Origin of the sequence: Thioclava sp. GXIMD4215, assembly GCF_045291555.1 — a bacterium.
GTDB classification, from domain to species: Bacteria; Pseudomonadota; Alphaproteobacteria; order Rhodobacterales; family Rhodobacteraceae; genus Thioclava; species Thioclava litoralis.
Genome location: NZ_CP149516.1, coordinates 418,294 through 433,376 on the forward strand (window position 1 = coordinate 418,294; position 15,083 = coordinate 433,376).

General features: G+C 63.6%; 10 protein-coding genes. All 10 read right to left on the reverse strand.

The annotated features are described in order from the left end of the window. Window positions 1-18: 18 nt before the first annotated feature. The 10 genes from WDB86_RS16280 to WDB86_RS16325 all read right to left on the reverse strand — a co-directional run bounded on the left by WDB86_RS16280 (window position 19) and on the right by WDB86_RS16325 (window position 15,031). Window positions 19-1,440 (reverse strand): amidase, encoded by a 1,422-nt coding sequence (locus WDB86_RS16280; RefSeq protein WP_341485770.1) that lies wholly within the window; start codon window positions 1,438-1,440, stop codon window positions 19-21. 3 nt (window positions 1,441-1,443) lie between these two features. Beyond that, on the reverse strand, window positions 1,444-2,826 hold the full coding sequence (locus WDB86_RS16285; RefSeq protein ID WP_341485771.1) for an aspartate aminotransferase family protein: 1,383 nt from the start codon (window positions 2,824-2,826) through the stop codon (window positions 1,444-1,446). A 41-nt stretch (window positions 2,827-2,867) separates the two neighbouring features. After that, window positions 2,868-4,493 carry an ABC transporter ATP-binding protein gene (locus WDB86_RS16290; protein ID WP_341485772.1) on the reverse strand — a complete coding sequence of 542 codons (1,626 nt, stop codon included), beginning with the start codon at window positions 4,491-4,493 and terminating at the stop codon, window positions 2,868-2,870. Then, window positions 4,493-5,332 carry an ABC transporter permease gene (locus WDB86_RS16295; protein WP_330647055.1) on the reverse strand — a complete coding sequence of 280 codons (840 nt, stop codon included), beginning with the start codon at window positions 5,330-5,332 and terminating at the stop codon, window positions 4,493-4,495. The genes WDB86_RS16290 and WDB86_RS16295 overlap by 1 nt, the downstream gene beginning before the upstream one ends. Window positions 5,333-5,342: 10 nt before the next feature. After that, on the reverse strand, window positions 5,343-6,311 hold the full coding sequence (locus WDB86_RS16300; protein ID WP_341485773.1) for an ABC transporter permease: 969 nt from the start codon (window positions 6,309-6,311) through the stop codon (window positions 5,343-5,345). A gap of 76 nt (window positions 6,312-6,387) precedes the next feature. Continuing rightward, complete coding sequence (locus WDB86_RS16305) at window positions 6,388-7,956, reverse strand: ABC transporter substrate-binding protein (protein WP_341485774.1); 1,569 nt, start codon at window positions 7,954-7,956, stop codon at window positions 6,388-6,390. A 208-nt stretch (window positions 7,957-8,164) separates the two neighbouring features. Beyond that, entirely contained in the window at window positions 8,165-9,166 is a 1,002-nt protein-coding gene (locus WDB86_RS16310; protein WP_341485775.1) for a LysR family transcriptional regulator, read from the reverse strand. Window positions 9,167-9,346: 180 nt separating this feature from the next. Continuing rightward, window positions 9,347-10,594 (reverse strand): Zn-dependent hydrolase, encoded by a 1,248-nt coding sequence (locus WDB86_RS16315; RefSeq protein ID WP_341485776.1) that lies wholly within the window; start codon window positions 10,592-10,594, stop codon window positions 9,347-9,349. Between the two features lie 94 nt (window positions 10,595-10,688). Further along, window positions 10,689-12,800: a sulfatase-like hydrolase/transferase gene (locus WDB86_RS16320; RefSeq protein WP_341485777.1), complete on the reverse strand. Its 2,112-nt coding sequence runs from the start codon at window positions 12,798-12,800 to the stop codon at window positions 10,689-10,691. Next, window positions 12,797-15,031 (reverse strand): hypothetical protein, encoded by a 2,235-nt coding sequence (locus tag WDB86_RS16325; RefSeq protein WP_341485778.1) that lies wholly within the window; start codon window positions 15,029-15,031, stop codon window positions 12,797-12,799. Before WDB86_RS16325 ends, WDB86_RS16320 begins: the two co-directional genes overlap by 4 nt. Window positions 15,032-15,083 lie beyond the last annotated feature (52 nt).

A 15,083-nucleotide genomic window follows, 5' to 3' on the forward strand; every position in this document is an offset into this window, starting at 1 on the left:
GGGACAGGCCAGAGGCTATCAGCTGCGCGGAGCATCCACAAACGGCGTCGGATGGGCTGCCTGATAGGCCGCCGCCAGCGCCAGAACCACCTCGTCTTCGAACCAGCGGCCGACGAATTGCAGACCGATCGGCAGGCCATCGGCATCAAAGCCGCAGTTCACCGAGACGGCAGGCTGTTCGGTCATATTGAACGGATAGGTGAAGGGCGACCAATCCGTCCATTCGGTCATGCCGGAACCGGGCGGCACATCGACGCCTGCCTCGAAGGCGGTCAGCGGCATGGTGGGCAGCATCAACGCGTCATAGCGTTCATGGAACTTGGCCATGGTCACCTTCAGCTGGGCGCGGATCTGGTCGGCGGCAATAAAGTCGCGCGCGCTCAGCAGGCGGCCCTGTTCGGTGATCGACACGAAACCGGGGTCCATCTTGGCAATCTGCTCAGGCGTCGGGTTCACCTGCTCGACCGCCCAAGCTTGGGCTGCATACCACAGATCCAGAAGCGCCTGCTGCGGGCTTGCAAAGCCGGGATCGGCCTCTTCGACAATCGCGCCCAGATCGGCCATAGCCTTGGCGGCACGGTCCACGGCCTCGGCCACGGCAGGGGCCACGGGGGCACCATCCAGCGTGCGGGCATAGGCGATACGCATCCCCTTGATCGAGCGGCGGCTGGCGGCTGCGAAATCGGGCACCTCCTTGGGCGAGCGGCCATAAAGCGCATTCACCGAAGGCCCCGCCACCGCATTGAGGAACAGCCCGCTGTCTTCGACGGTACGGGTCAGCGGACCACGGTGGGCCAGTTCAAACAGCCCCGTGGGCGCGGTCGAGGGCACCCAGCCGAAGGTCGGCTTGATCCCGAAGACCCCGCAGAAGGACGAGGGAATACGGATCGAGCCCGCCCCGTCCGAGCCTTCATGCAGCACGCCCATATTCAGCGCAGCCGCCACAGCCGCCCCGCCCGAGGACCCGCCCGAGGCCCGCGCGGTGTTCCACGGGTTGAGCGTATTGCCGCCCTCCGGCCCATGGGTCAGACCCTTCCAGCCGAATTCCGGCGAGGCGGTGGTGCCCAAGATCGGCGTGCCAGCCTGACGTAGCTTGGTGACGATTTCCAGATCGGTGGGCGATGGCTCTTTCTCGCCCAGAACCGAGCCCTTGCGGAAGGGGATGCCCTTCACGCGGGTCAGTTCCTTGATGGTGGCAGGCACCCCGTCGATGGGCGAAAGCGGCGCGCCCTTGGCCCAGCGAGCCTCGGAGGCGCGCGCCTCGGCCAGCGCCTCTTCGGCCACCACATAGACGAAGGCATTGACCGCGCCATCGAATTTCGCGATGCGGTCAAGCGAGGCCTGCACCGCCTCGACGGGCGAGGCCTCTTTGGCCGCATAAGCGCGGGTCAGTTCGGTGGCGCTCATTTCGCCCAGATCGGTCTTGTCGATCACGTCCATTGCTTAAACCTCCTCAAGAACGCTGCGTGCCAGATCGGTTTCGGCCAGCGCATCCAGCGCGCGACCGATGGCGGCGATCATCTCGTCCACCTGCTCGGCGGTGATAACCAGCGGCGGGCAGAGGCAGATCGCATCGCCAATCGCGCGCACGATCAGACCCTCTTCCAGCAGGCAGGCCTGCGCCAGCTGCCCCATCTCGCCCACTTTGGCGGTGCCCTTGATCTCAAGCGCGCCAATCAGCCCGACGCCCCGCGACCAAAGCGCCATCGGATGGCTTTCCAGCCCCCTCAGCCCCGAGAGGAACTGGGCTTCCAGACGGGCGGCATTGCCCACCAGATCACGCTCTTCGATGATCTTGATATTCTCAAGCCCCACAGCGGTGGCCACAGGGTGGCCCGAGGCGGTATAGCCATGCGCAAACACCCCCAGACGGTGGCTTTCATCGGCGATAGGGTTGTAGAAATCATCGCTCATCATAATGGCCGACAGCGGCATATAGGACGAGGAAATCTGCTTCGAGACCACCATCACATCGGGCTTGATGCCATAGACCTCACAGGCAAACATCTTGCCCGTCCGGCCAAAGCCGCAGATGACCTCATCGGCCACCAGAAGGATGTCATATTTGCGCAAGACCGCCTGAATGGCCTCCCAATAGCCCTTGGGCGGCACGATGACACCGCCGGCACCCATGACCGGCTCGCCGAACATGGCGGCGATAGTCTCGGGGCCCTCCTTCAGGATCAGCTCTTCCAGCGCCTCGGCCATACGGGCGGAGAATTGCTCCTCGGTCTCGCCTTCCAGATGGTCGCGCGGGTAATCGGGCGTCAGCGTGTGGATCATCCGGTCAAGCGGCAGGTCGAAACTGCCGTGGTTTGCCGGAATACCCGTGACTGAACCCGCCGCGATCGTCACCCCGTGATAGCCCTTCACGCGGCCGATGATCTTCTTCTTCTCGGGCAGACCCAGCGCGTTCGAGCGATACCAGATCATCTTCACGACCAGATCATTGGCCTCCGACCCCGAGGAGGTGAAATGCACGCGGGTCAGATGCTCGGGCGAGATCTGCACCAGCTTCTCGGCCAGATCGACCGAAGGCCCATGCGCCTTATAGTTGAAGCTGTGGTAATAGGGCAGCTTCTGCATCTGCGCATAGGCCACATCGGCCAGACGCTTTTCATTGAAGCCCACGGCCACCGACCACAGACCCGCAAGCCCCTCGATATAGCGCTTGCCCGCTTGGTCGAAGACATAGATGCCCTCGCCGCGGTCGATGATCAGACCGCCCTCTTCCTCATAGCGGCGCAGATCGACCGAAGGGTGGAACTGATAGGCAATGTCGCGCGCTTCGATGGAATTGGGCGCAATGGTTTTCGATTGAGACATCTTCGTCGTCCTTGGTTTCGGCGCCTTGGCGCCATATGATTTCAGCTGAAGGCCAGATCCCAGTCCTTGCCGGGAATGGCTTCGATCAAAGAGCGGGTGTAGGGGTGTTTCGGTGCGTCAAACACCTGCGCCCCCGGCCCGATTTCGACGCAAGCGCCCTTTTGCATGACCATCACCCTATCACAGATCTGGGCGGCGACGCGCAGATCATGGGTGATGAACACAAGGCTGAGGCCAAGCTCGCGTTTGAGTTCTTCCAGCAGTTCCAGCACCTGCGCCTGAATAGATACATCCAGCGCCGAGACCGCCTCATCGGCCACGATAATCTCGGGTTTCAGCGCAAGCGCACGGGCAATCCCGATCCGCTGGCGCTGCCCGCCCGAGAACTCATGCGGGAAGCGTTTCGCCGATCCGGGAAGGCCGACACGGGCCAGTAGCGCCTCGGCCTCGGCCATCGCCTGTTTGGGCGGCGTGCCATGGGCGATGGGGCCATCGGCAATCGCCTGACCCACGCGGATACGCGGGTTGAGCGAGGAGAACGGGTCTTGGAAGATCATCTGCACGCGGGCGCGCAGCTCTTGCAACGCGGGGCCTGTGGCATGGGTCATATCCTGCCCGTCCAGCAGCATGCGCCCCGCGTCCAGATCCTGCAGCTTGACCAGACAGCGCCCGAAAGAGGATTTCCCAGACCCGGATTCACCAACAATCCCAAGGGTTTCTCCGCGCCCGATGGTCACGGAGATATCCTTCACCGCCTCGACCACGCGGGCTTTGCGGAACATGCCGCCGCCCGTGCGATAGGTCTTGCAAGCGCCTTCCACCTGCATCAAGGGCGGGCGTTCGGGGGCGGCTGCACGGCCTGCGCGCAGCTTCGGGATCGCGTCGATCAGCCCGATGGTATAGGGGTGCTCGGGGTGATGCAGCACGCGCTCAGCGGGGCCTTCCTCGACCACACGCCCCAGTTTCATCACCGTCACATAATCGGCAATCTCGGCCACCACGCCAAAGTCATGGGTGATGAACATCACCGCCATATTGCGGCTTTGCTGGAGGTTGCGGATAAGTTCGAGGATCTGCGCCTGAGTGGTCACATCCAGCGCGGTGGTCGGCTCATCGGCCACCAGAACTTCGGGTTCCAAGGCCAGCGCCATGGCGATCACCACCCGCTGGCGCTGCCCGCCCGACAGCTGGTGCGGATAGGCACGTGCTGCGCGTTTAGGGTCGGGCAGACCGACCTCGGTCAGCAGATCCAGCGCACGGGCGCGGCGTTCGGCAGGACGCAGAAGACCATGCGCCTCGAAGACCTCGGCGATCTGATCCTCGATCCGCATCAGCGGGTTCAGCGCCGACATCGGCTCTTGGAAGATCATCGCCACGCGCTTGCCGCGCAGGGCACGCATCTGGGCATCCGAAAGCCCCACCAGATCTTCCTCGCCCAGCCGAATCCGGCCATCATTGACCATCAGCCCCTCGGGCAAGAGCCCCATCAGCGCATTGGCCGACATCGACTTGCCCGAGCCGCTTTCGCCCACCACGCAAAGGATCTTGCCGGGCCAGAGGTCGAAACTTACGCGGTCCACCGCATAGAGACGATCGGCCCCTTCGGGCAGCGCGATCTTCAGCCCCTCGATACGGACGGCGGGTTTGGTCATGGTTGCATCCAGCATCACGCTCTCCTTTTCGCAAGACGCGGGTTGAGGGCGTCATTCAGCCCCTCGCCGATCAGGTTGAAGGCCAGAACCGTCAGCAGGATCGCCACGCCGGGGAAGAAGCTGACCCACCACGCCTGCGCCAGAACCGTGCGGCCCGCGCCGATGATATAGCCCCAGCTCATGACGTTCGGATCGCCCAAGCCCATGAAATCCAGTGCGGATTCGGTCAGGATGGCGGTGGCCACCATCATCGAGGCCAGAACGATCACTGGCGAGATCGTATTGGGCAGGATCTGGCGACGGATGATGGTCAGCCCCGATTGGCCCGAAAGCTGCGCGGCCTCGATGAATTCGCGGTGGCGCAGGGCCATGACCTCGCCGCGCAGAAGACGCGCCACAGGCGGCCAGCTGACAAGGGCGATGGCGGTGATGATCGACCACAGCGAGGGCTCGAAGATCGCCACCAGCACCACGGCAAAGGCAAAGGAGGGGATCACCTGGAAGAACTCGGTGATGCGCGACAGAACATCATCCACCCAGCCGCCGAAATAGCCCGCAAGCGCCCCGATCGGGATGCCGATGGCGAGGCTGACGACGGTCGAGATCACCCCCACCAGCAGCGAGACATAGGCCCCATGTGCCAGCCCTGCGGCGATATCACGGCCCAAAGTGTCGGTGCCAAGGGGTGTCATCTCGTCCTGAAAAGGCGCCACGAAGGGCATATTCACCATATCCCAAGGCGAGGTGGGGAAGAAGAAGGGCGCGGTGATCGACCCAAGCAGCACCACGGCCAGAATGATCAGCCCGACGACCGCACCGCGATTGGCGGCATAGGCTTTCCAGAATTCTTTCATCTTTCTCTCCTTAGGCCAGACGGATACGGGGATCGACCACGCGGTACAGCAGGTCGGTGAACAGGTTGAACAGCAAGACCAGCGCTGCCGAGACGGTGAACACCCCCAGAAGCAGGTTGTAATCGCGGCTTTGTAGCGCCTCGAACATCAGCCGCCCGATGCCGGGCCATGCAAAGACCGTCTCGATCAGCACGGCGCCGCCGACAAGCTGGCCCGCATGCAGACCGGCCAGCGTCACCACCGGCAGGATCGCATTGCGCAGCACATGGCGGCGCTGGATCACGCTGGGCTTCAGCCCCTTGGCGCGGGCGGTCTTCACAAAGTCCAGCCGGTTGACCTCCAGCATCGAGGCGCGGGTGATGCGCACATAGGTGGCCATGAAGAACAGCCCCAGCGTCACCGCAGGCAGCACCAGATGCTGGGCGATATCCCAAGCGCGGGCAAGGCCGGTATAGCTGGAGGCGGCGGTTTCATAGCCGAAGGCCGGAAACCAGCCGAAGGTCACGGAAAACAGCAAGACCGCCATCAGCGCCATCCAGAACAAAGGCGTGGCATAGAATAAAAGCGCGACGGTCGAGATCACGCTATCGGACCAGCGGCCCTGACGCGCAGCGGCGATGACGCCGGCCAAGACGCCCAAGCCAAGCGAGATCACAAAGGCCGAGATCGACAGGATCAGCGTGGCCGGAAGGCGCTCCAGGATCAGCGACAGAACAGGGGCCTGCTGGCGGTAAGAATAGCCCAGATCGCCCTGCGCGAAATGCGACAGATAGGTCCAGAGCTGGATATAGAACGGCTGGTCCAGCCCGAACTGGCGGCGCAGGTCTTCGATGAACTGCGGGTCGGCGTCACCGGCCTCGCCCGCCATCACCAGCGCGGGATCGCCGGGGGCCATATGGATCAGACAGAAATTCAGGACGGTAATGGCGAAGAGGATAATCACGATCTTCACCACGCGCCCGATCAGGAAACGTAGCATGAGGGGGGCTCGTTTTGGTCGGGGAAGGTCCGGGCACGCGCATCGCGCCCGGACAAATCGCGGCGGGACATAGGGATTACTTCTCGATCCAGGCCTCGCCCAGCGAGTTGCCGATGCCGTTTGCGGTGCTGACGAGATCATGCACCTTGCAGTCGTAAAGCGCGGGGAAGCTGAGTTCCTGTAGCCATGCCACCGGTACATCTTCCTGCAGCTGGGTCTGGATCTTGGTGTAGAGCGCCTGACGTTCGGCATCTGTCGAAGCCACGGCCGCCTCGTCGAACATCTGGTCGATCTCGGGGTTGGAATAGCCCTCGACATTGGCGAAGGGATTGCCCTTCACGATCTGGCTGGAGATATAGTTCCGCGCCACACCAAGGGCCGGATCGCCGTTCTGGTAGAGATAGGTGAAGGCGATGTCATAATCCCATTGTGCGGTCTTCTGGTTCCAGCCCGCCACATCGGTGGATTCGATCTCGACCGGAATGCCCACGGCGGCAAGGTTCTGTTTCACCACCTCGGCCCAGCGTTGCCATGTCTCGCCATAGGGCAGCGGCAGCAGGCGCAGCGGCGCGCCATCATAGCCTACTTCCTTCAGAAGCTCTTTGGCCTTCTTCGGGTCGTAGTCATATTTCGGCTCGACATCATCATAGAAGGGGATGGTCGAGGTGATCGGACCGGTTGCCACCTTGCCATAGCCGTTCCAGACGACCTTCTGCATCAGCGGGCGGTTCAGCGCATACATCACTGCCTGACGGAATTTCACATTATCCATCGGGGCGGTACGGTTGTTCAGCCACAGGAAGGACAGCGGGCTGTTATATTCCCACCCCTTCTCGGTGACGCAAACGCCCTCTTCCTTGGCCAGACGCGGGATGTCGAAGTTTTCTACCGAGCCGCCGGGCAGAACCGAGACGGTGCGGGTTTCAAAGGCGGTGGCGCGGGAGGCGGCATCGGGGACGACGTGATAGACGACTTCGTCCAGATGCGGTTTGCCTTCGGCCCAGTAATCGGGATTTTTCACCAGATCGATATAGGCGCCCTTCTTCCATTCCTTCAGCTCGAAGGGACCGGTGCCCACGGGCTTGTCGTTATTGGGGTTTTTCGCGAAATCCGTGCCCTCATAAAGATGGGCCGGAATGATCGGGGACACGGTATAGCTGAACGAACGGATGAACGGCCCATAGGGGGCCTTCAGCTTGAAGACGACCGTATTGTCATCGGGCGATTCCAGCGTCTCGACATGGCGCATCACCTCGCGCCACTTCGGGTTGGTCTCGGTCAGGAATTTGGTGAAGGTGAACATCACATCCTTGGCGCTGAAGGGTTCGCCATCGGAGAATTTTACCCCCTGCCGCAGATGGAAGGTATAGGTCATCGCATCTTCCGTGACCTCCCAGCTTTCGGCCAGCGAGGGCATCGGTTCGAGGTTGCTGTCATATTTCAGCAGGCCCTCGTAGATCGACCCCGCCACCAGCAGGCTGGGGCCATTGGTGGTGATGCCGATCATGAGGCTCGGCGGTTCGGGCTGGACGACAAGATCGAGGCGCCCGCCCTCGACGGGGGTCTCTTGGGCGAATGCGGTCGTTGCGCCCAGACAAAGCGAAAGCGCCAACGCCCCCTGACGGAGCGAAGTTGTAGACATCATGGTTTGGACCTTCCTGTTGGATCGGCCGTGTGATCCGGCCTTTATCATCGGGTCATATCGGGGGCGGCTGTGGCGAAGACAGCCTGCACACCCGAAGGAATATTTCCGGATCGCCCTTGGAAAGCGCTGGTCACATCCCGAAACAAAGCTTGCGACGGGGAGCAGGCGTTGTCGAATTATATTGCCCGATCCACCCTATCAGTCTGCGCTATACAGCCAGAGGGCGCGGGCGCGCGCCCCGTCCCTGCTCCGGCGCGGGGTCTGCGCCGCCGTAAATGCGGCTTTCGGGCGGGTGCGCGGCGACCTGTTCGCTAAACACACGATGCAGCTCGTCGGCAATGCGGGTGCGCAATGCGGCGGGCTGGGTCACGACATAGACGCCCGCCTGCGGGGTGCCCTCGAAGGGGGGCAGACGCCAGAGCCTGCCGGCCGCACAATCGCGTTCGACCACATGCACGGGCAAAGGACCGATGCCGAAACCGGCAATGATCATCCGCTTGATCTCTTCGAGATTATGCGAGCGGCCCACCAGATCGGGCTTCAGCCCGCAGCGCTGGCGCAAAGCGGTCAGCTCATGCAGCGCACGGTTGCTGCTTTCGGCCAGATACCCCACCGAGGCAAAGCCGTTCAGGTCGCTGACCGACAGATCCTCGCGCCCGAACAGCGGATGGCTCGGGCCGCAGTAAAGCCCGAAATGCTCTTGGAAGAGCAGCGTATACTCCAGTTGCAGATTGCTATCGCCCACCACACAGACCGCCATATCGGCGCGTTTGGCCGCCACCATCGCCAAGCCCTCGCGCGAGGCTTCGACCTTGAGGGTCAGCCCGACTTGCGGATGACGCTGGTGGAAACAGGCAAGGGCGGCATCGAATTCGGGGCTTTCCACATGCGAGGCCAGCACGATCGTGGCCTCGCCGGTCAGCACTTTCTCGGCCTCGCCCAGCGAGGCGGGCAGGCGCGAGACCGCAGCCGTAATATCGATCGCTTCGTGCAGAAGCCGCCGTCCGGCCTCGGTCAGTTCGAACATGGTCGAAGAGCGCTCGATCAGCCGGTAGCCCACCTGTTCTTCCAGCCGCTTAAGGCAGCCCGACACCGCCGGTTGCGTCAGGCACAACCGCTGCGCCGCATCGGTGATCGAGCAGGATTGCGCGATGGTCACGAAGCTGCGCAGCAGGTTCCAGTCCAGATGCGAAAAGCCGATATCCTTCATGCCGTTCCCCTTTATGCACCCTCCCCGCGCCCCGAGGAGGGTTTCCAGACAGATCAAAGGCGCCCCAGCCCGTGCCTGCGGTCAAGAGAACACCGCCCACAACCCGAAGGCAAGCCCGCCATAAAGACGGCTTTGCCCAAGGATAAGGCAGCGGGCGCCTCGGAATGCCTTGCGACGGGCTTAAGGGGCGTCTGCCGCCTCGCAGGCAAGATCGAGCAATATCTCGGCCCCTCTGGCCGCATCTTCGGGGCGGCACCATTCGGCCTCGCTATGCGAGACGCCGTCCTTGCAGGGCACGAAGATCAACGCGGTCGGGCAGAGCGCGGTAAAGCTGAGCGCATCATGCGCGGTCAGCGTGGGCAGGGTCATGGCCGGTAATCCACGCGCCGCCGCCCGCGCCATCCCCCGCGCGATCAGGGCATCGTCAAAGTGGCAGGGCTCGCGGTAATGGCGATGGTCGATCTCGATCTCCAGCCCCGTCTCGCGCGCGATGTCGGCGGCGGCGGCCTCGATGCGGGCCACGGCGGCGTTTCGCAGGGCCGGATCAAAGCCCACGACCGCCCATGACAGCGTGCTGAGATGGGGAATATTGACGCGGTTATTGGGCCAGTTCTCCAGCACCGAGGCACTGACCATCCCCGCAGGCTCAAGCTCCGCCCCGATCTCTTCGATGGCCAGCACCAGACGGGCCGCCCCCGCTAAGGCGTTCCGCCGTCTGGACATGGCCAGCGTCTGTGTATGGCCATTGGCGCCACGGATCGTGGCATAGCCCGAGCACATGGCCGAAGAGGTCGTGACCATACCGATGGTCTTGCCCCGCGTGTCAAGCTCGGGCCCCTGTTCAATATGCAGTTCCAGATAGCTGTGCGGTATACGGCCCGGTACAGGTGCCGTGCCTGCCGTGCCCGTCTGGTGGAGGGCCTGCGCGACGCTGATCCCCTGCGGGTCCTGACGCGCAAGCGCCTCGTCCAGATCCAGCGCACCGGTATAAACGGCCGACCCCATCACCCCGGGCTGGAAACGCGCGCCTTCCTCATTGGTCCAATCCACCACCTCGATGGGACGGCGGGTGACAATGCCGGCCCGATCCAGCGCGCGGCAGACCGCAAGCCCTGCCAGCACCCCCAACACCCCGTCAAAGCGCCCACCCGGCAGTTGGGTATCCAGATGACTGCCGATCATCACAGGGGCCGCCTGCGGATCGCGCCCCTCGCGCCGCGCGAAGAGATTGCCGATCCGGTCGGCCCGCAGGCTCAGCCCCGCCTCAATCGCCCAATGGGAAAACAGCGCCCGCCCCTCGCGGTCGGCAGGGCTTAATGCGCCGCGCATCGACCCGCCTGCGGGCGTGCCGCCAATCGCCCCCAGCGTCATCAGATCGGACCACAGCCGCTCCTGATCGATAAGGCCCTGCCCGTGTCGTGGTTCCATCCTCGCGCTCCCGATCCTGTTCTGCTGCCACAAGGGAAGCACGGGACGCACGCGCGCGCCAATCAAGACGCGCGATGGTGCCTATCACGCGGGCCTATGGGGTGCGGTCGATCCCTGCCTGCACCAGCTCCACCGTGGTGGCGTCAAACAGCAGGCTTTCGGTGGCAGAGCTTAGCCGCACATCCGGCCCCTCGGCCTGCAGCCGGTACCCCCCCGCCCAATCCGACAGGTCGATCCGCCCGCCCGCATAGCCCGTGATACGCTGCGGCAATCCGGTCCGTTTGACATGAAGGACCATCTGCTCGGGCGTCTGGCCTGCGGGCAGGGTGACATGGGTGCGGCCCGCGGTCAGGTGGATCTCGGCACGGCCTGTGCCGGCGGTGATCTGCGTGGCCACCGCCGCCGTATGGATCACGTCATGGCCCGAGCCACAGGTGACCTCAAGGCTGCCCGAGCCGCCATAAATAACATTCCCGCCGCGCTGGCAGTCGATCACATCATGGCCCGACCCGCCGTGGATCTCGGTATCGTTGAAGCCCGCCTCGACCCTGTTGCGCCCTGCCAGAAGCGTCAGATGCAGGGTTTCATGCGCGGTCTCGATCCGGTCGTCACCGCGCCCGCCGCGCACCACCAGATGAAAGCGCTTATGCCCGCCAACAAAATCCAGATGGCAGCCAAGGTCGTTACAATTTACCGTCAGGGTCTCGGCCCCATCCCCGATATCGCCCGCGTAATATAGCTCGCGATAGGCCTCGGGCAGAGTAAGCTCCATATCGGCTCGCGGGCGGATGAAATAACGCCGCCATCCCGGATGGGCGGGGGTCGCGGGGTCCGGCGCCTCGAAGGAAATCACCCCGTTCGTGGGCGGCGTGGCGGGCGGTTTGCCGCCCTCGGGGATGGAGGTGTAAAGCGCAGGCGCGTCGCTTGCCCCCATGCTCAGCCCGTAATCGCGGCAGGTGTCTTCCAGCGTCTCGCGGAGGCGCACACGCGCCGGATCATCGGCCAGATCCGTCATCTGCCACGGGTCCGTCCGCAGGTCATACAGCCTGTCGCTGCCGTCCTGATAGGCGATATAGCGGTGATCGCCCTGCCTAATCGCCGCCGAGCCAAACCAGAAGCTGGGCACGGCACGGCCCTCGACCTGCGCGCCCTCGACCTGCGGGCGCAAAGACCGCCCCGCCGCGCCGCGCATCGGCGCAAGCCCCGCGTAATCCAGCACCGTCGGCCCCACATCCAGCATCGCCACAGGGTCGTCCACCACTTGCGGCGCCTGCCGTGGGTCATGGATGATCAGCGGCACCCCTGCGGCCTCTTCCCACAGCGTATATTTGCGGAAACGCCCTTTGTCGCCCATGTGATAGCCGTGATCGGCGCCGATGATGGTGATGGTATTGCCCGCATGTTCGGATGCCTGCAGCGCATCCCAGACCCGCCCGATATGGTAATCCGCATGGCTATAGGCCGAGAAGTAATTGCGCACGGTCTTGCGCCAGAAGCGGTCATTTTTCAGGTCCAGATTGGGCGGGAAGGACCGTCTGGCAAACGCATCATCGGGTGCCTCCCAGCCTTCGGGCATGGTGAAAGCGTCCTCGTCATACATCTCCTTGAAGCGCGCGGGCGTCTTGAAGGGCGGATGGGGGTTATGGAAACCGGCCTCGCGGTAGAAGGGCGCGGGGCCTTGGTAGCTGGTGAGAAACTCCACCGCATCCTGCGAGGAGAAATGGTCATAATAGCGGCTGTCATCGCGCGGGTCGGTGGTGCCGATGCCGCGCCCGCCGCCGCCGTAATCCTTGGAGGGCGCCGAGGAGCGCGGACCAAAGAGGCAGGGATGGGCCTCATGCGAATAAAGCGCCTCGTGGATTTCGGGCGGGCGCGGGATATAGCCGTGATGCAGCTTTCCAGCGGTCGCGCAATAATAGCCCGCCGCCTTCAGCCGATAGGACCACATCTGGTCGGGGCGCAGAAGTTCGAAGATCTCGCTGTAATTGTCGAAGATACCCGTCTGATGCGGGGCCAGCCCCGAGAGGAAACTGGCCCGCGACGGCCCGCAGACCGGCACCTGACAATAGGCCTGATGGAAGGCCGTGCCTTGGGCGCAGATCCGGTCCAGATTAGGGGTCTGCAGCCTGACACCGAAGACATCGCGAAAGCGCCAATAGGCGAAGGCGTCATCAAGGCTGATAAAGAGGATATTGGGGCGGCTCATGGGGTCACCTGCAGATTGCTGGGCATCACCGGCAGCCGCGAGGACAGCGCATAGCGGTGCAGATGGCGGCCCTCTTGCAGCAGGCTCGGGCGCGACCAGACCTCACGCAGCGCGCCGCGATTGGCGGGGCGGTCATCACCTGCGGGCGGCAGGCTTTGGCCAAAGGCATAGTCCAGATGCAGCGCGGAGCCTGTTGGCACGCGATCGCAATCCAGCACCACAAACTGCCCGCCCGCGCGATGCGGCCCGAGCCCGATCGCGGTGATCTGCGCGCCATTGTCACAGCCAGAGAGCGTAAAGCCATGATGCGGCTGGGTTTCGTCAAATTCCAGCGGCCCGAGGGTGGCAAATTCCGCAAAGATACGTGGGCCATCCACCAGCACCTGCCGCAGGCTGGGGCAGTGCCATTTGCCACCATTCTGCACGGTCTCGATAGCACAGGCCTCAAGTTCATCCAGCCAGAGCCGGTCTTCGGGCAGGATCGTCGCCACCGTCTCGGGCATCAAGCGCAGCATATAGCTGGGGCTGGCCAGAATAATCCCCAAAGCGGGCTCATAGATCTCCAGCCGCCCCTCGGCCAGGATCACCTCGGAGGTGCCATCGGTGCGGCTGCCAGCCTTCTGGCATAGGCTCACATGCGGCAGGCTGGAGTGTCCCGCAGCCCTTGCCACCTGCGGCCTGAGCCATTGGATCACCTCGCTATAATGGGCCTGAGCCTCCAGCTCCAGCATCTCGGGCGCGCCCGCCAGAAGATCCAGCGAGATCCGGTCGATAAACAGCGACTTCCCCCAAGGGGCCAGAGCCTCTTTCGCCTGTGCGATACGCTGGAACAGCCTCTGGTAGATCGCCGCCTCCGGCAGGGATTCCGCCGCGGTGATCCCCGCCTGCGGCTGCGACAGAGCAATCACATTCCGCAGCGCATGATGGCGCGCGCGGGCCGAGGACAGGCTGGCCACGCCCTGCGCCGTGGCGCCATAGGGCGCGCTGTCCTGCGACAGGGCCTCATCGCGGATATGGTAGTCGAAACGCTCGGGCAAGGGGCGCGGCACCCCCGCCGAGGCCCCCACGCAGGCCATACCCAAAGCCACATCAGGCGTCTGCGCCAAGGTCACCCCGTGACGCTCCTCGAACCCCATCACCTGCCCGCGATATTGGTCGGACAGGTAGCGCAGGCTCTGCCCGTCATCGATCAGCTGCCAGACATTGCCCAAGGTGCGGGGTTTGCGGGCGGGCCCATTCTGGAGTGGGCGGGAAGCATCGGGCATGACAATTTCCTTTTGCGCCTCGGGCGCGGATATTTCCGGAACGGAACCGGCAGGGCGCGTCCTTTGCGCCCGAAGGCGGAAGGCGCGCTGGAAGGCGGGGATACGGGCGGCATGGCCACGATCGGACAAATGCCCCTCCATCACCTTGCGATACAGATACAGATCCTTGCGCCCCCGCGTCAGCCGGTAGAACAGCGCAGGCGTCAATGTGCCGTCAATCGCCGCGCCCATCACCGCTTTCAACTGCTCCATCCGGCGCAGGACCAGCGCGGTCTTATGCCCCTGCCCGAAGGCTTTCAGCGCGATCACGCTGTCTTGCGGCAGGCGTAGCGCCTGCTGTCGGTCGGGCGCAAGAAACGGATCATAGACCAGCCAGATGCGGTTGACGCCCGCAAGGGTCCGCGCCGCATCCGACCGCGGCAGCGTCCAATCCTGCGCACGACCAGGGGCAAAGCGGGTCTCCCACGGTACAAGACCAGCCGCCAGAGTGGTCTGCGGGCTGAAGGCCAGCACATCACAGCCCGGCGCCAGATCGGCAAAGGCCAGCGCGCCAAAGCCGCCCATAGAGGTGCCCGCCATGACCACGCGCTCGAAGCGGCGGAAAAAGCCCTGCGCGGCCAAAGCCTCCATCCGCGCAATCAGCGCCGCATCCCGAAACCATGTCGGCCCCTGTGCCACCACGCCCAGATGGCTGACACCGCTGTCACGCAGGAAATTCTCGGCCCATGCGCGGATGTCATAGCCCTTATAGCCCGCATCCGACAGGTTATCGAAAGTCACCACCAGCGTTTCGGGGCCACGATCCACATGGATCAGCGCATGATCTCCGATTTTCTCATAAAAACCGTCGCAACCGCCCGCCGGATAGATTTCGCGATACCATGCCGGCAGGATCTCTTCGGGTGCCTGTTTTTCGGGCAGGCGCGCATGATCCTCGGCGAGGTCTTCGGAATCAGTATCAGACATTGGATGCTCTATAAGAAACGGTCATGAATAGCGGTTTTGCGCATTCTAGCGA

Excerpts from the sequence above, each read along its gene's own strand:
- WDB86_RS16280 (WP_341485770.1), bottom strand. The coding sequence starts at position 1,440 with ATGGACGTGATCGACAAGACCGATCTGGGCGAAATGAGCGCCACCGAA.
- WDB86_RS16320 (WP_341485777.1), bottom strand. The coding sequence starts at position 12,800 with ATGAGCCGCCCCAATATCCTCTTTATCAGCCTTGATGACGCCTTCGCC.
- WDB86_RS16285 (WP_341485771.1), bottom strand. The coding sequence starts at position 2,826 with ATGTCTCAATCGAAAACCATTGCGCCCAATTCCATCGAAGCGCGCGAC.
- WDB86_RS16325 (WP_341485778.1), bottom strand. The coding sequence starts at position 15,031 with ATGTCTGATACTGATTCCGAAGACCTCGCCGAGGATCATGCGCGCCTG.
- WDB86_RS16300 (WP_341485773.1), bottom strand. The coding sequence starts at position 6,311 with ATGCTACGTTTCCTGATCGGGCGCGTGGTGAAGATCGTGATTATCCTC.
- WDB86_RS16315 (WP_341485776.1), bottom strand. The coding sequence starts at position 10,594 with ATGGAACCACGACACGGGCAGGGCCTTATCGATCAGGAGCGGCTGTGG.
- WDB86_RS16305 (WP_341485774.1), bottom strand. The coding sequence starts at position 7,956 with ATGATGTCTACAACTTCGCTCCGTCAGGGGGCGTTGGCGCTTTCGCTT.
- WDB86_RS16295 (WP_330647055.1), bottom strand. The coding sequence starts at position 5,332 with ATGAAAGAATTCTGGAAAGCCTATGCCGCCAATCGCGGTGCGGTCGTC.
- WDB86_RS16310 (WP_341485775.1), bottom strand. The coding sequence starts at position 9,166 with ATGAAGGATATCGGCTTTTCGCATCTGGACTGGAACCTGCTGCGCAGC.
- WDB86_RS16290 (WP_341485772.1), bottom strand. The coding sequence starts at position 4,493 with ATGCTGGATGCAACCATGACCAAACCCGCCGTCCGTATCGAGGGGCTG.